Origin of the sequence: Methylomonas sp. DH-1, assembly GCF_046097555.1 — a bacterium.
Classification (GTDB): Bacteria; Pseudomonadota; Gammaproteobacteria; order Methylococcales; family Methylomonadaceae; genus Methylomonas; species Methylomonas koyamae.
Genome location: NZ_CP143089.1, coordinates 79,974 through 98,738, shown reverse-complemented (window position 1 = coordinate 98,738; position 18,765 = coordinate 79,974). Strand labels below are relative to the sequence as shown.

15 protein-coding genes and 1 riboswitch are annotated in these 18,765 nt (G+C 57.2%); of the genes, 5 read left to right on the top strand and 10 right to left on the bottom strand.

Annotation, left to right across the window (positions count from 1 at the left end; genetic code table 11):
• Positions 1-23: 23 nt before the first annotated feature.
• From VXJ35_RS00415 to VXJ35_RS00405, 3 genes are all read right to left on the bottom strand, one after another.
• Entirely contained in the window at positions 24-1,895 is a 1,872-nt protein-coding gene (locus tag VXJ35_RS00415; protein ID WP_064020037.1) for a bifunctional diguanylate cyclase/phosphodiesterase, read from the bottom strand.
• Complete coding sequence (locus VXJ35_RS00410) at positions 1,892-3,055, bottom strand: FIST signal transduction protein (protein ID WP_064020036.1); 1,164 nt, start codon at positions 3,053-3,055, stop codon at positions 1,892-1,894. The genes VXJ35_RS00415 and VXJ35_RS00410 overlap by 4 nt, the downstream gene beginning before the upstream one ends.
• Before the next feature lie 489 nt (positions 3,056-3,544).
• The gene (locus VXJ35_RS00405; protein ID WP_082880748.1) at positions 3,545-4,477 is read right to left on the bottom strand and encodes a GIY-YIG nuclease family protein; all 933 of its coding nucleotides are present in this window, start codon (positions 4,475-4,477) and stop codon (positions 3,545-3,547) included.
• Positions 4,478-5,108: 631 nt separating this feature from the next.
• Here VXJ35_RS00405 and VXJ35_RS00400 point away from each other — a divergent pair.
• The 4 genes from VXJ35_RS00400 (at position 5,109) to VXJ35_RS00385 (ending at position 10,557) form a co-directional block, all read left to right on the top strand.
• On the top strand, positions 5,109-5,957 hold the full coding sequence (locus VXJ35_RS00400) for an aldo/keto reductase (protein WP_064020034.1): 849 nt from the start codon (positions 5,109-5,111) through the stop codon (positions 5,955-5,957).
• Positions 5,958-6,050: 93 nt separating this feature from the next.
• Positions 6,051-8,090: a TonB-dependent siderophore receptor gene (locus VXJ35_RS00395; protein WP_064020033.1), complete on the top strand. Its 2,040-nt coding sequence runs from the start codon at positions 6,051-6,053 to the stop codon at positions 8,088-8,090.
• Between the two features lie 14 nt (positions 8,091-8,104).
• Positions 8,105-8,620, top strand: coding sequence for a YfiR family protein (locus tag VXJ35_RS00390; RefSeq protein ID WP_064020032.1), 516 nt, complete (start codon positions 8,105-8,107; stop codon positions 8,618-8,620).
• Positions 8,617-10,557 (top strand): hybrid sensor histidine kinase/response regulator, encoded by a 1,941-nt coding sequence (locus VXJ35_RS00385; RefSeq protein WP_064020031.1) that lies wholly within the window; start codon positions 8,617-8,619, stop codon positions 10,555-10,557. The genes VXJ35_RS00390 and VXJ35_RS00385 overlap by 4 nt, the downstream gene beginning before the upstream one ends.
• An 8-nt stretch (positions 10,558-10,565) precedes the next feature.
• On the opposite strand, the gene VXJ35_RS00380 is transcribed toward VXJ35_RS00385, so the two are convergent.
• The gene (locus tag VXJ35_RS00380) at positions 10,566-11,042 is read right to left on the bottom strand and encodes a CreA family protein (protein ID WP_064020030.1); all 477 of its coding nucleotides are present in this window, start codon (positions 11,040-11,042) and stop codon (positions 10,566-10,568) included.
• Positions 11,043-11,080: 38 nt separating this feature from the next.
• Positions 11,081-11,557, bottom strand: a complete 477-nt coding sequence (locus VXJ35_RS00375; RefSeq protein ID WP_064020029.1) for an MEKHLA domain-containing protein — start codon at positions 11,555-11,557, stop codon at positions 11,081-11,083.
• Here VXJ35_RS00375 and VXJ35_RS00370 point away from each other — a divergent pair, their 5' ends adjacent.
• Entirely contained in the window at positions 11,558-11,707 is a 150-nt protein-coding gene (locus VXJ35_RS00370; protein ID WP_197495930.1) for a multicopper oxidase domain-containing protein, read from the top strand.
• A 47-nt stretch (positions 11,708-11,754) separates the two neighbouring features.
• Here the strand turns inward: VXJ35_RS00370 and VXJ35_RS00365 are convergent, their stop codons facing one another.
• The 5 genes from VXJ35_RS00365 to VXJ35_RS00345 form a co-directional block, all read right to left on the bottom strand.
• Positions 11,755-12,378 (bottom strand): cohesin domain-containing protein, encoded by a 624-nt coding sequence (locus VXJ35_RS00365; protein WP_157198029.1) that lies wholly within the window; start codon positions 12,376-12,378, stop codon positions 11,755-11,757.
• A 27-nt stretch (positions 12,379-12,405) separates the two neighbouring features.
• Positions 12,406-14,049, bottom strand: coding sequence for a hypothetical protein (locus tag VXJ35_RS00360; protein ID WP_157198028.1), 1,644 nt, complete (start codon positions 14,047-14,049; stop codon positions 12,406-12,408).
• 5 nt (positions 14,050-14,054) lie between these two features.
• Positions 14,055-14,780 (bottom strand): hypothetical protein, encoded by a 726-nt coding sequence (locus VXJ35_RS00355; RefSeq protein WP_064020026.1) that lies wholly within the window; start codon positions 14,778-14,780, stop codon positions 14,055-14,057.
• A 250-nt stretch (positions 14,781-15,030) separates the two neighbouring features.
• Complete coding sequence (locus tag VXJ35_RS00350) at positions 15,031-15,834, bottom strand: hypothetical protein (RefSeq protein WP_197495926.1); 804 nt, start codon at positions 15,832-15,834, stop codon at positions 15,031-15,033.
• Positions 15,835-15,958: 124 nt separating this feature from the next.
• Positions 15,959-16,037: riboswitch (cyclic di-GMP riboswitch) on the bottom strand.
• A 246-nt stretch (positions 16,038-16,283) separates the two neighbouring features.
• Positions 16,284-18,698, bottom strand: a complete 2,415-nt coding sequence (locus VXJ35_RS00345; protein ID WP_064023302.1) for a TonB-dependent receptor — start codon at positions 18,696-18,698, stop codon at positions 16,284-16,286.
• Between the last annotated feature and the right edge of the window lie 67 nt (positions 18,699-18,765).

The following is an 18,765-nucleotide window of genomic DNA, read 5'->3' as shown; positions in this document are numbered from 1 at the left end:
CGGAGCGGCGCTGCGGTTTGGCGTCATTCCGCCTCGGCCGCATCTAACAGCGGGTTGCCGCCGGCCAGCAAGGCCTGGAATTGGCCGACCGACAGCGGCCGGCTCAACAGATAACCCTGGTAATGGCGACAGCCGAAATTCCTCAGCAACCCCAATTGTTCCTGCGTTTCCACACCTTCGGCGATGACCTCCAAGCCCAATGTCTGCGCCATCGCGATAATGGTTTGGGTGATCGCCGCGGCGCTCGGGTCGCTGGCGATATCGCGGACAAAACTTTGGTCGATTTTCAATTGGTCCAGCGGCAAGCGCTTCAAGTAGGCCAGCGACGAATAACCGGTACCGAAATCGTCCAGCGAAAAGCGGATGCCCTGGTTTTTTAGTAAACGGATTTTTTCGATCGCATCCTCGGCCCGGTTCAACAACACGCTTTCGGTCAGCTCCAGTTTCAAGCGTTGCGACACCGACGGGTATTCGGCCAACAGCGCGCCGACCTTGGCGGTAAAGTCCTGTTGTTGAAACTGAATCGCGCTGACGTTGACGGCCACCTCCAGCCGGCCTAGCCGCGGATCGGACTGCCAGGCTGCAAGCCGGCGGCAAGCCTCGGCCAGCACCCAATCGCCCATTTCGATAATCGACCCGGCCTCTTCCGCCAGCGGAATGAATACCGCCGGCGAAACCATTCCGCGCCGCGGATGGTGCCAGCGGATCAAAGCCTCGGCGCCGGTGGCCAGCCCGCGGTCGTTGACCTGGATTTGGTAATAAAGCTCGAGTTGGTTGCCGCGTATTGCAGACAGCAAGTCAGCCTCCAATTCCAGCCGCTGCATCATCGCGGCTTGTATCCCCGGATCGAAGAAGCGGATGGTATTGCGGCCGGCGGTTTTGGCCTGGTACAACGAGGTTTCGGCATTTTTCAGCAGGCTTTCCAGGCTGTCGCCGTGGGCCCGGAACAGGCTGATGCCGATGCTGAACGTCGCCAGCAAACCGCGCGAGTCGCATTGGTAAGGCGTTAGCAGCGCCTGCTGCGCCTTTTGGGCGATGGCTTCGGCCTGAATCGCCGCTTCCTGCTTCGATACCGACAACGGCCACAGCAGCAAGACGAATTCGTCCCCGCCGAAGCGGGCCACGGTATCGCCCTCCCGCACGCAATGCTCCAGCCGGCGCGCGGTTTCGACCAGAATCTTGTCGCAAGTCTCGTAACCGTAAATGTCGTTCAGTTGCTTGAAATGGTCGAGGTTCAGCGTCAACAGCGCGCCGTATTGGCCGTTGTGGGTGGCCATCGCCATCGCTTGCTGAATGCGGTCGAGCAGCAATGCCCGGTTGGGCAGCCCGGTCAAGCCGTCGTGCAACGCTAGAAACTCGGCGCGCTGGTCGGCCTGGCGTTTGTCGGCAATCAGTTGCGAGGTATGTTGGTCGTAATGCCGGCACAGCAATATTGCCCTGGCCAAATGCGCCATGATCGGCTCGAACATCCGCGTCAGCGGCAGATGAGTTTCCGGCATGATCGGCGCGATCAGAATCACGACGCCGATGTCGGTTATCGGCAAGCGCAGAAACGCCCGGTAGCGGTCCCGACTCACCGGCAATCCGGAGAATAACGCGGCCCGGTCGTCTTCCCGAGCCGCCGGACCCAGCGCCAAGGCGGCCGGTAGCGTTATTCTGTCGCCGATGTGTTTGATTAATTGAAAATCGCCGATCGCGGCCAGAAGCGCCGCCTCCAGATAAGCGTCGCCGGCCGTTGCGCTCGGCGCCAGATCCAGGCAAATGAAACCGGCCGGAAACGAGGTGAAGTACAGCAGGCGTTGCAGGGTGCGGGTCAGCAGCGGCTGCAAACTGATCTCGCCGCCGATCGTCATCGCCATTTCGTACAAAACCGGAATGACGTCGTCGTGCCTCATGCGGGATTCGTCCAGGCGGCGCTAACCACGGTCGCGTTATGGAACAAAGGGTATCCCCACAGCGTGGTGTCGCCGATTTCGCCCAATGCCAGACCGCCGGCGATGGCGGATGCTTGGCTGAAATTCTTAAAAATCGCCAATTCTTCGCCGGCGGCGGCCGCACCCAGATGTTGGCGGCGGCCGGCGCAATAAAACAGCAGCAACTCTTGGCCGGCCGGATCGCCGCTGAGTTTGGACAATCCGCCGTGCAGGGTTTGCAAGGTATCCGGCGAATCGACTTGCGGAGCGTCCAATAGCGCCAACATCGAATGGGGCGGCACTTCGCCGATGCAGTACAGCGCGTTGTCCGCGTCGAGCATGACCGGAATCCGCACCAAGGTCGTGTGGTTGGCGCGGAGAATGCCGAACGGAAAATGCACCGCGTATTGGTAAAAGTTATCGCGGGTAATCTCGACGCCGAATTTGGCCCGTACCAGTTCCTGGTAAACCTCGAATGCCGGCCGCCAATCGATATGGATGATCCGGTTGCGGTCGGTGGAAGTGGCCGGCAACGTTTCGGCTTCGCTGCGGTAGCCGTGCTCCAACACCGCGCCGAAATGCGGCTTCAGCAACATCGCCAACACGCCGCTGCCGACGATCCGCTGATTGTCGAACAAGCAGGGCATGGCTTGAAAAGTCTCGCTGCCGGCATTGGCGCCGGCGTAATGCACGCGGTTGGCCAGGCGCAGGTAAAGTTCGTCGAGCAAGGAACCGATGTTCGGCAGCAGCGCATCCAGCATTAAAAACAAGGTGGCCGGCACATCGTCTTCGAGATGGCGGCCGATGTGGCCGGCAATGGTGTCGGCGGCCTCGGCCGCACCGATCCCGTCCTGCCGCGGTACCTCGAACAGCGCGGTGTAGGGCATCCGGTCGAAACGCAGCAGGCACAGGCCGTTGCTGCGAAAATCGGTAGCGTAGACCAATTGCGGAAATATCGCGCCGCACAGCGGCAGACCGCAATCGTTACATAAGGCCTGCAATTCCGAAATCTGCGCCTTTTCGGCTTCCGGAAACAAGGCCAGCACCCCCATTTCCGGAAAAACCGCGCGCCATTCCGCCAACCGGCTTTCGATGGCGGGTAAATCGATTGAGGGAAAATAGGCAAAACTTCCCGGCCCCATTGTGCGTGCTCCATAAACGTTCCGGCGGAAAGCATACTTGGCGTAAGGGAAAATGTAAAAACCGGGCGCAGCACCGCGCTGGCTGGCGCACAGTTTTCGCGCTGCTTCGGCGGGGTGGCGCAGGTAGCCGGCGGGGAATTGAACGTTTCGACGAAATCGCTACGCGGTTCCAGTCCCTCCCCCCGAGTGGCGCCGTCCGGCCAAAAGCGGACTGTTGGGCTTCCTTTCTGTATGTACGGTTCGGAGCCTGTAACGCTTGATCGAATGCTAATTGCACATCAGATGTGTACGCATCGCTTACCATTAACAGGTTGGTGAAAAACCATATTCCAGCCACTAATTTAGCTAGAAGAAGCCTTTATTTAGTGCTGAATCAATCTTGTAGTACTAAATATAGGTCTGATTGGTTGCAAAAAAGAGTTTTTCACCAACCTGTTAAAGCCTTCATGGTAGCAAAAGCCAGAAGGTACGCGGTGCGTATCTACCGGGCTATACACACAACGACTTAATTTTATCCTTAAGTCTTTGGTTATCTTTAAGTCCCCGTTCATGTCCCTCGGGCCAAAATTTAATAATCAAGTTAGCATTGCGATCACACTCATCTAGTAATTCACTTATCAAAGACCTGATTTCACTTAAGGACACTTCGTTGATATTGTCCAAAACGTCAGGAGCCTGAAAGAAGAGACTCTGCAGTTCAGAAACAAAGCTCAGAATACTTTCGAGCTTAGTATCAGATTTTTCCGCTCTCGTTCGAAAAAGAAGATTTGTTGCCTTAACAACCGACATCATATCGTTCTGCATATTGCTAATTTTTGCCAAAGTTAAATAACAAAGATAGTTGCCTTTAGCCACGCCTTCTCTTGCATATCGACGAGCTTCAGTCCATCGATTGGAATCAATATTAGTCGCAAATTCATTTTCGGCTAAGCGGAAATATGGCCAAGAAGAACCAAGCTTTATTGCATCGAGATAGATTAGTTTTGCAGCCTCTCTATCTTCTAGGTCATCCCCAAGGCCATAAAAAAGCGACTCAGCTTGTCGCCATAGATCAATCCACGGCAATGATTCTTTAGATAGTAGATTGGGCGAAATAGATTCAGTTATCGTTCCAGGTGAAACCTGAAGTATTTCCGGTGGTAAGCCTAAGATGATATCTACAACAACAGATACGGGTGCTCTGAAGAATTCTCTATTTTCTGCAACCCGAAACCCCTTTGCAGCCAGTCGGTCGTGGATCATTCGCTCAACAGCCTCGCAATTTGAGACTAAACGCTTAAAAGCAACGATGAATGGTACAGCTACACTTGTATTAGCGCCGAGTTCCTTTGCTCTTTCTTCGGGGCTTCGAGTTGTATATCCAACTTTCACCAAGTCAGGCATTGAGCTATTAGCTAATATGTAAATATAACCTGTAGTCATAAAAGTAAATTTAAATAGTTAATTCTGAATGAAAATTCAATTATTCTCTAATCAACTATCACAAGATAGTTTGCTGCGAATCAGTAATTTGGTTAACAGGCGGCTGAAATTTAAAAATCTGCTCCACTTTTTAGTCAAAAAAAGCATTTCTCGTAAAAAAATTACTTAAGTCATTGCTCCTTGAGCCAAAATGGCTTTTAACGGCAAATTGGAAGATTTTCTCCACCGATTTTCTTTTTTCAATAACCTGTTTGATAAATGAGGCCGACAAGAAAGTGTCACATACACTCTTTCCACTTCCAAAAACCATCATTCAACGCAGTTGAAACCATATCGAAATCGATGGCCTAGTTTACATCGAAACTGTTAGGGCCGTAGGGTGGATGGCGCTTCGCTTATCCACCCTACAACTTTTATTATTTGAATGGCTGATTTAAATTTTAAACCGAGATTCTAGATAAATACACGAACTTCCGCCTTGGGTCGATTGCGCCTTCCATCGCTTCCAAAGACCGTGATAAACAACGGTGTAACCCTATCGGAATCGAAGGCTTGGTTTGGCTTGGAATATGTCGGGAATTGACGGCCCCGCGGCAATCGCCGAAGATCGAGCTTTTTTCGGGAGCCGCTCATGCCAGACCACGCTTTTGTTGTTTCCGCCGCCGGCGTGCGCATGCCGGGCATTCTTTACGGTACGGCCTGGAAACAGGAACGCACTGCCGCACTGGTCGAGCAAGCCATCGCCGCCGGGTTTCGCGGCATCGACACGGCCTGCCAACCCAAGCATTACGACGAAGCCGGCGTCGGCCGCGGCATTGCCGCCGCCTGCGCCAATTTGGGCCTTGACCGCGCCGACCTTTACCTGCAAACCAAATTCACGCCGCTGAACGGCCACGATCCGCAACGGATTCCTTACGACCCGCGCGCCGGGCTGGCGGAGCAGGTCGCGCAGTCGTTCGCGGTTTCGCTGCGCAATTTGCAAACCGATTATCTGGACGGTCTGGTGCTGCATTCGCCGCTGGCCGACCGCGGCCAGTTGCTGGAAGTCTGGCAAGCCATGGAAAGCTTGGTCGCGGCCGGCAAGGTGCGGCAGTTGGGTATCAGCAATTGTTACGATTTTGCGTTGTTCGAATATTTGTATCAAACCGCCACGGTCAAACCGGCCGTAATTCAAAACCGGTTTTATGCCGACACCGGCTACGACAAACCGATTCGCGCCTTCTGCCGGCAGCGGCAGATCGTCTACCAAAGTTTCTGGACCTTGACCGCCAACCCGCGGCTTCTGGCGCACCCGGCGCTAACCGGACCGGCCAGCGCGCACGGCCGGACGCCGGCGCAAATATTTTTCCGCTATCTGCACCAGCACGGCGTCGTGCCGCTGACCGGCACCAGTTCCGAGCAACATATGCGCGAGGATTTGGCGATCTTCGAATTTGCCCTCGACGCCGACGAATGCGCGGCCATTTCGGCGCTGTTTTGAGCGGATAGTCCGGCGCAGTTCATACCATAGTCGCGTTGCCTGCGGCGGCGACTCACTTATAATGCAAGACAACTTTTGCCTTAATCCCAGACCATGGCCTCAACTCGCCTGATTCGCCAACTCGCCGGCCTATGCCTGACGCTGCTATTGGCGCAACTGGCGATGGCCGACGACGACGACGCAGATGCGCTGGACAGCACCAGCGAGTTGTTGTCCTTGAGTTGGGACGAATTGACCGAGCTGAAAGTATCCGGTCTGGCCCGCCAGGCGCAAACCGTCAAAGACACGCCGGCCGCGGCGTTTGTGATCAGCGCCGAGGATATCCGCCGTTCCGGCGCCACCAGCCTGCCGGAGTTGTTGCGCATGGCGCCGGGTATGGCCGTAGCCAGGGTCAATAGTTGGAACTGGGGCGTCAGCGCCCGCGGCTTCAACGACCTCTACGCCAACAAACTGCAGGTCATGGTCGACGGCCGCAGCATTTACGACCCGCTGATCAGCGGCGTGTATTGGGGCCAGCACATTCCGCTGCTGCAAAACATCGAGCGGATCGAAGTGCTGCGCGGCCCCAGCGGCAGTTTGTGGGGCGCGAATGCGGTGAACGGCGCGATCAACATCGTCACCCGTTCGGCGGCCGACACCGAGGGCGGCCTGCTCACGGCCGGCGGCGGCACCGAGGAACGCGGCTTCGGCGGCGTCCGTTACGGGCAAAAGCTGTCCGAGTCGACTTACTTGCGGGGTTCGGTCAATGCGGTGGTGCGCGACGCCAGTGTGGATATGGCCGGCGTGCACAACACCCACGATACCGGCGATGCCGAGTCCGCCAACTTCCGCCTGGACAGCCAACTGAGCGAACGCGACCAGTTAATGCTGGAAGCCACCGCCACCCGTTACCGGCTGCACGGTTTTTTGACCGGCGTGTCGTCGGCCACGCCGCCGTACTGGCGCCAGGACGACTTCGGCAAGGACGGCGTATCCGGCAGCCTGCAAGGCAACTGGACCCACCAATTCGACGGCGAGCGGGAATTGCGGGTCAACATGGCCTTCACCCAGACCGACTGGCAGATGGCCACCAACCGGATGAGCCGCTCGCATTACAATCTGGACATCCAGCACAGCCAGCCGTTATTCGGCAACCACCGTTTAATGTGGGGCTTGAATTACCAGATTATCGACGACCGTTTCGACAACTCGCTGACGCTGGGCTTCGAGCCGGACCGGTTTACCCAACACAACATCGGCTTGTTCGCCCAGGACAACATCGAGTTGCTGGACAATCTGCAATTAACCTTGGGCAACCGGGTCGAACACTTCACTTACACCGGCTGGGAAACCGAACCCAACGCCCGGCTGATCTGGACCCCGCACAAACGCCACCGGCTCTGGGCCGGGGTATCGCGGGCGGTGGCGCTGCCCAACCGCGCCCAGCAGAGCATCCGGCTGTTTCTGCCGGTTCCGGGCCAACAATCGTTGTTTTTTCTGGCCGACGCCAACCAGGACATGCGCACCGAAAACGTGGTGGCCTACGAGCTGGGCTGGCGCTGGCAGATTAGCAACCGGCTGGACTTGGACAGCACCCTGTTCTACAACGTTTACGACCGGATCCAGGGCGTCAAGGTCGCCGGCTTTACCGGCAATGCCCAAGCGCCGGGCTTTCCGTTGCCGATTCTCGACCTCAGCGTCGGCAATTACCGGCACGTGAAAAGTTACGGCCTGGAGCTGGCCGCCAACTACCGGGTCAGCCACGATTGGCGCCTGCAAGCTTCCTATACCGGCATCCGCTTCGACAACGAAGCCGACAACCGGCAACCCTGGTTTCTGGACCCGTTGGCCGAGGAATCGGTCAATCCGCAGCACAGCCTGTCGTTGCGTTCGATGCTGGATTTGACCGACGATATCGAACTGGACGCCTGGCTGCGTTATGTGGACCGCATCACCGTCAACCAAACCCGGATTCCGGATTACGTTTCGCTGGACCTGCGGCTGGGCTGGCACCCGGCCAAGAACCTGGAGCTGTCGCTGGTCGGGCAAAATCTGTTGGACGGCCAGCGTCCGGAATTCAACGACGCGTTGTACATCCCGGTTTCCAGCCAGGTGCAACGCGGCTATCTGGCGCAAATATCCTGGCGCTTTTAGGCTTGAGCGACACGATGCGCGTTTTCCTATATATGCTACTCAGCCTCTGCGTTTGGCTAAGCGCTGCGGCCGCCGCAGCGGCGGAATCCGCGGCCGGCGATCGCGAATTTCAACTGAAAACCGCCTACCTGTTCCACTTCGCCGAATTGACGCGCTGGCCGGAGCCGCGGCCCATCGTCATCTGTTTGCGCGGCGCCAGCCCGCTGCGTAAATTTCTACCGGTTTTGGAAGGGCAAACCATAGACGGCGCGCCGGTGCACGTCGCTATCGAAACCAACGCCGGCATCGGCGGCTGCAGCATTTTGTTCCTGGCCGAAAACGGCTTATTGACCGCGGACGTCGCCGAGCAAGCGCGAGCCGGGCACGTGTTGCTGGTCGGCGATAGCGACGGCTTCGCCGCCGCCGGCGGCATGGTGCAATTCAGCTTGCGCGATAATAAGTTGAAATTGGTGGTAAATTTAGCGCCGGTAAAATCCGCCCATTTAACATTGAGTTCCAAATTGCTTCGGATGGCCGAACTAATAGAATGACCGCCTCGACTCAACCGCGTATCTCCATCAGCCGCAAACTCGGCAATATCCTGCGCCTGATGGTGATGCTGAGTTTGATGGTGGCGACAGCGTCGCTGACGGTGCGCGAATACGGCGCGTTACAACAGGCCATCGGCTACAAATTGCAGCTTACCGCCAGCATGATCGGCCAAAACAGCAGTTTCGCGCTGCTGTTCGACGATGCCCAGACGGCACAGGAAATTCTGGACGCGCTGGCCCACGATCCGGACATCATTTCCGGCCAAATTCAGAACACCGCCGGCAAAACCCTGGTCAGCTACCGCAAACCGGCGTCGGCCTGGCACGGATGGTGGCCCGAGCAAATTGCCAAAACCCGGTCTATCACTCAACCGATTCTGCACAAGAACCAGCAGGTGGTCGGCTATATCACGCTGGAAGCCAGCCTGAAACAGAGCTACCACACCTTGTTGTTCAATGCGCTACTGAACGCCGGCATTATCCTGATCGCCTTGAGCGTGGTCGGCTTATATGTGCAGCGCCTGCAACGCTCGTTTTTGCGGCCGATCCTGCGGCTGGCGGAAACCGCGCGCCAGATCGAACGGGACCAGGATTACAGCCGGCGCTCGGTTTACGCCGGCAACGACGAGATCAGCGATCTGGCCGAGGCCTTCAACAACATGCTGGCCCAGACCGAAGCCCACGAAGCCGAGCTGGAAATCCAGGTGCAGACCCGAACCCGGGAACTGGAAGCCGCCAAGCTGGAAGCCGAATCGGCCAACCAGGCCAAAAGCCAATTCCTGGCCAATATGAGCCACGAGATCCGCACGCCGATGAACGCCATCGTCGGCTTGGTCGAACTGTGCCTGAACAGCCCGTTGAACGTTAAGCAGCGCGAATATTTATTGCGGGTGGAATCGTCGGCACATTCGCTGATGGCGTTGATCGACGACATCCTCGACTTTTCCAAAATGGAAGCCGGCAAGATGCAGTTGGAGACGATCCCGTTTTTATTGGAAGAAACGCTGGAACACGTGTTCTCGACCATGTTGCAGCTCAGCGCCAAGAAAGGTATCCGCCTGATCCGGCCCGAGCAAACCGACGCTTACCATGCCGTGATCGGCGATCCGCAGCGCTTGCGGCAAATTTTTATCAATCTGGTCGGCAACGCGATCAAGTTTACCGAGCGCGGCGAAGTCCGGGTCGCCGTCACCGAGTTGCAGCGCGATGCGGCGACGGTGCGCTTGCAGTTTGCCATCAGCGATACCGGCATCGGCATTACCGCCGAACAGCAACACAAACTGTTCCAGGCATTCAGCCAGGGCGACAGCAGCGTGACCCGCAATTACGGCGGCACCGGCCTGGGTTTGATCATTTCCAAACAATTGATCGAACAGATGCACGGCAGCATCCGGGTCGATAGCCGGCCCAACATCGGCTCCACCTTTACCTTCGACGTGCTGCTCGGCGTCACCGATTTGGCCACGATCCGCAATTTCCAGATGCGCCGCCACCGCAGCAGTTTCGAACCCGAACGGTTGCGGCCGTTGCACGGCAGCCGGGTACTGCTGGCCGAAGACAACGAAATCAACCGCATCGTCGCGGTGGAATTACTGGAACAAGCCCAAATTCAGGTGGATGTGGCCGAAAACGGCGAAATTGCGCTGCAAAAACTGCGAGCCGGCCGTTACGACTGCGTGTTGATGGACGTGCAGATGCCGGTGATGGACGGCTACCAGGCCACCCGGCTGCTCCGGCAAATGCCGTCCTGCTTGAAGTTGCCGGTGATTGCGATGACCGCCAACGTAATGCACGGCGACCAGCAATTATGCGCCGAAGCCGGCATGAACGATTTCATCGGCAAACCGATCCTGCCGGCGACATTGTACGAGGCCTTGCTGAAATGGATCGCGCCGCCGACGGCAGGCCGAACCGCCACTAGCCAGCCGCCGGCCTGAGCGCCGGCTTATTTCCCCCAGGGCATCACCGGCACCGTCGACACGCTGTTGGCCGGCGCGCCTTCGATCACCTTGCGGCTGATTGCCAGATAGACCAGCGTGTTGTGTTTGGCGTCCCACAAGCGGGTGATGTTGGTCGATTTGAACAATAACGAGGTGCTTTCCGAAAATACGGTTTCCTCGGCCGGCAATTTGGCCGGTAACGCAATCGGGCCGATCTGGCGGCAGGCCAGCGAGAACTGTGACGGATCTTCCGCCAGCCCCAAGCCGCCGGAGATACCGCCGGTTCTGGCCTGGCTGATATGGCAAATCACGTTCGGAATTTTCGGGTCTTCGAACACATCGACGCAGACTTTGTGGTTGGCGCCGATCAATTTCCAGGCCGTGGTCACGCAACCTACTTCGTCGGCGATTGCCGGTGCGGCCGCGCCGACAATCAAGCCGCACGCGATGCGGCCGCCATGTTTCAGTAATTTTTTGAACATAAAATTCTCCGCTGGATTCGAGGAAACGGGCAGGCGCTTCAGGGTAGCAAGCGCCAATCGCTAAAACAAGCGGCCTGGCCGTAGTAGCGCCGCCATTGGTCGTAAACGTTCCAAACCACCGCGTGTTCGATCAGAAACCGCTTGCCGGACTTGGCGATGCGCACGCCGGAATAATCGTCGATATAACCGCGGCCGGACACTTGCGCCAACAAGCGCTCGCGTTCCGCGCGGTTGACCGGCTCCGCCGAAAAGCGCGACGGCAGGCCGACCAATTCCGCCCACTGGAATTCGAACAATGCCAAGGCTTGGCGGTTGCCGTAGTTGAATAGCGGGTCGGCATCGGCCGTGTGCGACAGCAGCACGAATTCGGCGTTAAAGGCGGCTTCGCCCAGCGACTGGCCGGCAGCGGGTTGTAACAACGGCTTTCCCAGCAAACGCCGGTAACTGTCCAGCACCAAACGGATGTGGCGGCCGTGGAAATCGTTGGCCGAGTTGGGAACGGTTAAGTCGAGCATATGGGGCTGTTGAGTAACGCCGAGGCGGTAGAATTGTTTTATACGCTAAAACCCGGCTGCCTTCCCGATTTTACCGGTATGACCATGTTCCATTGCCACATCCTCGAGCATGAGGACATGGGCATGATGGGCGTTTGGAATATCCAGTAACCATTCGAGATTACCGCGCGGCCATTCGGATCGCGCGGTGAGACGCTTTAATTTCTATAAACTCGGTCGAAAGCAGGTTTAAAACCGGTCCTTAAGCGGGTTTTTGGTATTAGAGGCTGCCTTACCCCAAATCCCAATCCGCTCAACATTAACCAGGCGGCGGGCGGTATCGGTACGGTAGTAACGGTCGCCGATGTTTGCACACTGACTCCCGGCAATGACTCTCCGTGAGCATCGCTCAGAGCATTGGCAACCATGGTAAGGTCGCTACTGCCGGGTTGCAGGACGTTAAATGCCAGTGTAGCCAAAGTAAAGCTGTCGGCCTGAAACGCATCCAAGTCGTTTCCGCTGTCCAACGACAGTTCGTATAAATTCAGCAAGCCGGGCACAGGCCCAACCGATTCCGCTGCAGCTGGGTTTATGCCCAGGCCGAATACATCCAATTGATTGCCGAAACTTACCGAGGAGAACGCTAGCCGGCGGGAATCGGAACCGATGTCCAGATCGTAGGCGGCCAACGACGGTGCCGAAACATCGACCAAGCCGGATACCACGATCGGTACCTCGACACGGCTGCCTGATTGTGCGGCCAAGCCAAAGCCCAACTCGATGCCGGCTTGCGCGCTACTGGCAACCAGCAACATCGGCGCCCACAACAAATTAATTTTCATGGTTAACATCAAATTCCTTCCTGTCGCTTAAACTGCACAATTCGAACGCGTGCATAACAACGTTTGTTTTCTGGCGTCCAGCATATTGATAACGCCGTTCCGATCCAGATCGCGGGGATCGTTATTGGCCGATGCGGCGCGATTCTTTGCGGCCAATACCAACTTGATATCCGACAGGTCAACGTCCTTATCCCCATCGATATCGCCGGGCACAATGATGTTTTCGCAGCTATCCGGCAGATGGTTGGCGTTGGTGTCGCCGACGCGGCGTTGCTGAATATCCAACACGTCGGAAATTGCATTGTGGTTGCAGTCCGGAAACAGGTTAAGGTAATACACGTCCTGTTCGCCGTTGTAAGTGGCGGTGTAGGCGACATGCGCGCCGTTGGCGTCGGAAACCAAATGGGTATAGTCGCCCAGTTTTTGCGCACCCTGCGGGTAGCCAATCTGGGTGTTGAACGGTGCGGTCACGGCCTGGTTGGCGCTCCAGGTAACGCCGCCGTCCCAAGAGTAAACGTAATACAGTTGCGAAATGCCGGGCTGTAAACTGCCGCGCGTGTCGTACCAAACGGCGTCGATCCGCGAATTGGGCGCGACGCCTTGCATCGCAAACCATTGATAGGCATTGCGGTCGGCGGGATCGTTATTCAGGCGCATTGGGGCCGACCAGGTCAGACCGCCGTCCGTACTGCGAATGAAATTGATGTCCATATTGTCGATACCCGCCGGATCGACCGGGGCCATGACATAAATATTGCCGCGCATCGGGCCATCGGAAGTATCGACGCTGACTTGTACATCGCCGGGCGGACCGTATTGGTTGGGGTTGTTCCGGTATTGAAACATCACCGGCGATCCGCCCAAATCCAGCGTTTGCGTGGTAAACGTCGGGGTAACGCGCGGATTGCGCGCATCCGGCGAGGTCGCAAACAGATAAGCCTCAAATACCAGTTTGGCACCCACCAGTTCGCCGTTTTCGCTCCGCCCGCTAACATAAACCTGGCCTTGCGGGCCGACGCCTATCGTGCCGAAAGCCGGGTTGCCGGGGATGGCTATCAGTTCCTCGAAGCTCTCTCCATGATTGGTTGAGCGGCTGAAATGCCGATCGTCCAGGCCCTCGCGCCAGGCCAAATAGATATGGCCGTCGCTCGCCGCTCCGCTGCGGTCGATGCCGATGCGGCCTTTGTCGGCACCTTCGCCGTGGGCGTAAACCGGTGCTTGCCAACTGATCCCGCTATCGATCGATTTAAGCACTTCGATATCTTGCGCATAACTGCCGGTAGCGTCGTAATGCAGGCTTTGGTAGTAGAAATTACCAAGCGAGTCCACATCGACCATGTTGTTGGTACGTTGCTGGCCGGGAGTAACCGAACCCTGAAATTGCCAGTGCTTGCCGCCGTCGTCGCTGAAGCCCCAGCCGCCTTCCCGGCTGCCGGATAACACGCTGGCGAAATGCTTCCAGCCGGCGACCAGTTTATCCGGGTTATTGGGATCGAAGGCGATGGTCGGCTCGTGAGCGGCATCGCCCGGGATGTTATTGCCGTTGCCGTCGACATTCATTTGCACGCTGACGTAAGGGCCATAAGTAAATTGCGATTGGGCATAACTATGGCCGGCCGTAGCTAGCATCGACATGGCAAGCGAAGATATTAAGTAAGGTATCGCGCGCATGGGAATCAACTCCGGCGGCCTGGCAGCCGGCCGATAAACATACCGGTTAATCCGCTGATAAATAACCATAGAGCCGCCGGTACCGGCACGGTGCTCACTTGCCCACAACCGCTGTGGCTGCCAACGCCCAAACAAAAATCGCCCATATCGGCCAGACGCGCGCCGTGTAAAAAGTCGGCATTTTCCGGGCTCATCAGTAAGTCTCCGCTCATTTGCCAATGATTGGCGTCGGTATAACTCACTACCAGATTGGTCAGTTCATAAACCACCATGCTAAAGCTGACATTGTTTTGCAGGTACCAGCCGCTGGGTGTGCCGTCTTGCCCCAAATCGGCCCAGGCATTTTGCCGATTATTCGGGTTGTACAGCAAAGAATAGTCGCCAGTGATGAGCGATCCGCTGTAGAGGCCGCGGAACAGCTCGATACCGGTCATGCCCAGCAAACCCGTCCCGGCCAGGGTCTCGCTGTCGATTGAAAAGTTGGGCGTGGTGGATTTGACGTGGCGGTTGGCGGCCTGGCCTGTCGGATTGCTGCTGCCGACCGGCGTGATGTCATGCACCAAATTCAGGGCCGAAACTTCCGTGCGGCTGGTATTGCCCAGGTAAAAATACGAATCGCTGTAGCTTTTATAATCCGAAGCCTGCGTATCGAAAAACTGCACTAAAAAGTCGCCGGGATTAGAGGCCGTGCCGCCGTTGAGTAAGGCAAAGGCATTGCGGTCCAGGTTCATCGTAAAAGTCCCGCCCGCCGCGGCATTCAGCGTGGCCGCGAATGCACCGAAAGGGGTGAAAAATACACCTGAAACGCTGAGCGTAAGGACAAAGAAAATTCTTGGTGCCGAACCGGCACAACGAAAAGCAACTGACATGGGCGCTCCTGCGTAAATTAAGATTCCGGGGCGTTAGCCGGCCTGACCGGCGCAATTCCGGGAAAACCGCAACCGATCCCGAAAAAGCGTCGGCTGCGGCGCATAACCCGTGTTAAACCGCGGCTTGCCGGCGGGCGATGCCCAGCAAACCCAATAAACCGGACCCCATCATCCAAACGGCAGCCGGAACCGGTACTGCGGAAATTGAGCCGACGCTCAGTTTGAACGTGCCGACATTGGCCCCCTCGGTTCCAAACAACATGCTGGCATTGTCGGCACTCAGCAGCAAATTACCGGTCAATTGCCAGTTATTGGCATCTGTGAAGACCAGTGCCAAATCGGCCAACGCATAGGCTTCCATAGGGAAGAAAATATTGTTTTGCAAAGACCAATAGGCAGAAGCGCTGTTGTACTTAAGCGAATAATCGCCATAGACCATACCGCCGCCAGCATAAGGGCCGGCAAGCGCGGTGGCGCCTATGCCGATGGCTTGCACCCCGAGCATGCCCAGTTGCCCTGTTCCGGCAAAGCTGCCGGAATCGGAGTCGATGGCAAAGTCGGCGGAAGTGGCTTGAGCGTGGCGAGAAGTTGCTTGCACCGAATTGACAGAAGTACCGGTCAGGGTGTGGATCAAATTAGTAGAGTCCGATTCGACATTATCCCGACCGGCTAACAGCGCACCACCCGACTGCGTGGTGTAGTCGGATTCGGCCGCGTTATAAAACCGGTCGTTGAATATGCCGGCAATACCGCTGGCGCTGCCACCCAACATGTTGGCAAAGGCATCGCGGTCGAAATTGATGGTAAAAGTGCCGCCGGAACTGGCGTTTAGCAAGGTAGCGCTAGCGTTTGTCGAGGCGAATGCAAATGCTAGGGTTAGCGCTGGAAAGAGTAACTTGGCGGGTTTGGTATGCATATTTTTTCCTTAAAAATTACGGTTTACGGTTAGCGTTTAACTTGCAAACGCCAGGTGTCGAACCGGTAACGAGATAATCCGGTTCGATCGGCTGCCGCGTTACGACAGCCTCAACCTGTCGGTCGAAGGCAACCCGGCCGTCTTGTCGTCCAAGACCCGTGGCTTTCCGGCTCCGCCTCGCGGCGGATGTGGCTGGTGTCCTATGCCTGCAACATCGCTCCAGGCTGGCGAGATCACCAATGGCTACAGCGCGGCATCGATGGCCGTAGCGGGGCGGCGAAGTTCGATGCCGCCGCCAAAGCGTTCGCAACGGGATCGAAACATCGTCATATAGGAAGTCGGATGAACTAAAAAAACGACCACAAAAAAGTGGCGAACAGGTTTAATTTTTTGCGTCGACCGGGTTGGCGCGCGCGGTGCGAATACGGCGACTCGGCGCGGAGGATGGCTCAGTATTTCACCGACAAGGTCGCGAACAGCGACGTATTGGCCGCCGGCGCCACCCGGCCATCGAAATAGTCGTAGGGTAGGAAATAACGTTCGCCGGTCAGATTCTTGACGGTTGCGGCTAACTTAAAATGTCCGGTTTCGTAAGCGATGGCGGCATCGAAGCTGTGATAGCCGCTAGTTTTAAAGCCATTGTTGTTCGACAAAAAGGCGCCGTCGCGCAGATAAACGCCAAATCCAGCGCTCCAGCCATTAAGGATTCCGGCTTGAAAGCGGTAATGGCTCCAAACTCTTCCGGAATTTTCCGGCACCTGCGGCAAGCGGTTACCGGCGGCGACCCCGGCTTTGCCGTCGGCGAAGCGGGCGTCGGTATGGGCGTAATTGGCCAGTACGCTCAAAGCTTGGAATGGTTGCCAGGCCAGATCGGCTTCGATTCCCCGAGAACGTTGTTGTCCGGCCGCGACGGAACGGCGCTCGATATCGCCGCTATCGGTGACAGCGACCTGGCTGCGGTCTATCCGGTAGACGGCGACTTGGCCGCTGAGCTGGTCGGCGACTTGGAATTTGCAGCCGGTTTCGAGATGGCGCGACAGTTCGGGCAGCGGCGTGGACACAAAATTGACGAACGGCTGGCCGCGCACACCTTCGCTGTAACCGGCAAACCAGGAAATATGGTCGGTCAGGTCGACGACTCCGCCGACTTTTGGCAACAGCTTTTGGCTGTCGGTGGTTGCTCGGATATGCAACTGCCGATTTTCAAAGCCGATTTCGACCGTGCCCAGCCGAAGCCCGCCAAGCAGATGAAAACGCCGGTAAAAGTCGCTTTGCAGTTGCGCATAACCGCCGTAGGTCAGGTTACCGATAAACTGGTTGTCGATTCCGGGGCCGGGCTTGTGGTACGGCAGGTTGAAAACCGGCGCGGACAGGTCGGCCAAGCCGGTACGAGCCATGTCGGCATCAATGAAGCCGGCATCGTCGAGCCGGCTGCCGTCGGCGCCTAAAACCAGCGAATGCTTGCTCGGGCCCAGATCGAATTTAGCGACCGCGTAACCCTGGACGCTACGCTCCTGTTGATGCTGGCTCAACTCGGCGTTGACCAGGGCCCAAGTGGTTGAACCGAATAACGAGTAGGGCCGGTCGGCGGAGAAGTTGTCGTCGCCGAATAGCGTTTGCACTCGTTGGTTGAAAGCCGACTCGGCGTAACGGGCTTTCAGCGTCAAGGTCCAGATGGCGTTGAGTCGGTGTTCGAGAGTGCCCCAAACGGCATCGGTCTTGGAACGGCTGTCCGGTGCGTTGGCGGGACCGATGAAACGGTCGCTGTCGCTGCGGAAGTCGCCGGCAATCGTGCCGGTGGCCGGCGCCCCCTGGTATTCGGGCTGCTGCCAACGCGAAATCTTGCCCTGCACGGTGAAACGGGTGCGGTCGTTGTCGGTGAAGGTTAGCGCGGGATTGGCATTGAAACGCTGGCTGTCGATGGCATCGATCCGGTTGCCGGCCGCAGTGTATTCGGCGTTGATCCGAAACAGCACGTTGTCGTTCAACGGTTGGTTGAGGTCGATGAAGGGCTGATAGAAATCGTAGCTACCGACTTTGACGCCGGCTTCGGCGAAAACTTTGGCTTGGGGCAGCTTCGAGCTGATGTTGACGACGCCGCCGACCGGCGAACCGGAACCGCCGCTGTATAACAGCGCATTCGAGCCCTTGAGCACTTCGACCTGGTCGATGTTGGCGGTGCTTTCCCGATCGCCGGGGTTGTAATACTGGGTGAAGCCGTCGAGCAGTTGTTCCGAAGCAAAACCGCGAATAATGGTGCCTTCCAGCGCCGGAGTGTACAGCGTATTGCGCGGCACCACGCCGCTGACATTGATCAGGCTCTCGCTGACGGTCACGCTTTGTTGGTCGTCGATTAACGAGCGTTTGACGGTCTGCACCGATTGCGGAATTTGTCTGGTCGGGGTATCGGTGCGGGTGGCGCTGGCGATAGTTGCGACCGCGTACCTGGGGACGCCAGTTTCCACGAGCGTTTCGGTGGTCGGGTCGGTTGCCGCCGGCATCTTGCTGCCGGTTTCGCCGATCACCGTCAATGCCTCGAGGGTGACAGGCCTGGAAGGCAGCGCCTGGTCCGTGGTCTGCGGCTGCAATTCCAGGGTGACGGTGTCGGCGTCGTTGAATCGGTAACTGAAACCACTGCCTTGCAACAGTTTGCCTAAGGCTTGCTCCGGCGTGAAATCGCCGTCCAGATTGGGGCTGTCGATGCCGCGTACCCCGTCGGCCGAAAACACCAGTTCCAGATTGGACTCCGTGGCAAAACGGAGCAGTGCGTTGTTTAGCGATTGGCTGGGTATCCGATAGTGGCGAACGCTGGGATCGGCTGCCGATACCGCGCCGACGCCGAACAGATGGTACGAAGCCAGCATTCCGGCAAGCAGCGTTTTGCCGATTTCGGATTTCCGGGCCGAATTAGCGCTATCTGTTGCCGATCGA

What these genes read in the sequence shown, in the direction of transcription:
- VXJ35_RS00390 (WP_064020032.1), top strand. Translation starts at nt 8,105, where the DNA reads ATGCGCGTTTTCCTATATATGCTACTCAGCCTCTGCGTTTGGCTAAGC.
- VXJ35_RS00365 (WP_157198029.1), bottom strand. Translation starts at nt 12,378, where the DNA reads ATGAAAATTAATTTGTTGTGGGCGCCGATGTTGCTGGTTGCCAGTAGC.
- VXJ35_RS00415 (WP_064020037.1), bottom strand. Translation starts at nt 1,895, where the DNA reads ATGAGGCACGACGACGTCATTCCGGTTTTGTACGAAATGGCGATGACG.
- VXJ35_RS00370 (WP_197495930.1), top strand. Translation starts at nt 11,558, where the DNA reads ATGGGGCTGTTGAGTAACGCCGAGGCGGTAGAATTGTTTTATACGCTA.
- VXJ35_RS00375 (WP_064020029.1), bottom strand. Translation starts at nt 11,557, where the DNA reads ATGCTCGACTTAACCGTTCCCAACTCGGCCAACGATTTCCACGGCCGC.
- VXJ35_RS00395 (WP_064020033.1), top strand. Translation starts at nt 6,051, where the DNA reads ATGGCCTCAACTCGCCTGATTCGCCAACTCGCCGGCCTATGCCTGACG.
- VXJ35_RS00400 (WP_064020034.1), top strand. Translation starts at nt 5,109, where the DNA reads ATGCCAGACCACGCTTTTGTTGTTTCCGCCGCCGGCGTGCGCATGCCG.
- VXJ35_RS00410 (WP_064020036.1), bottom strand. Translation starts at nt 3,055, where the DNA reads ATGGGGCCGGGAAGTTTTGCCTATTTTCCCTCAATCGATTTACCCGCC.
- VXJ35_RS00385 (WP_064020031.1), top strand. Translation starts at nt 8,617, where the DNA reads ATGACCGCCTCGACTCAACCGCGTATCTCCATCAGCCGCAAACTCGGC.
- VXJ35_RS00380 (WP_064020030.1), bottom strand. Translation starts at nt 11,042, where the DNA reads ATGTTCAAAAAATTACTGAAACATGGCGGCCGCATCGCGTGCGGCTTG.
- VXJ35_RS00350 (WP_197495926.1), bottom strand. Translation starts at nt 15,834, where the DNA reads ATGCATACCAAACCCGCCAAGTTACTCTTTCCAGCGCTAACCCTAGCA.
- VXJ35_RS00360 (WP_157198028.1), bottom strand. Translation starts at nt 14,049, where the DNA reads ATGCGCGCGATACCTTACTTAATATCTTCGCTTGCCATGTCGATGCTA.
- VXJ35_RS00355 (WP_064020026.1), bottom strand. Translation starts at nt 14,780, where the DNA reads ATGAACCTGGACCGCAATGCCTTTGCCTTACTCAACGGCGGCACGGCC.
- VXJ35_RS00405 (WP_082880748.1), bottom strand. Translation starts at nt 4,477, where the DNA reads ATGACTACAGGTTATATTTACATATTAGCTAATAGCTCAATGCCTGAC.
- VXJ35_RS00345 (WP_064023302.1), bottom strand. Translation starts at nt 18,698, where the DNA reads ATGCTGGCTTCGTACCATCTGTTCGGCGTCGGCGCGGTATCGGCAGCC.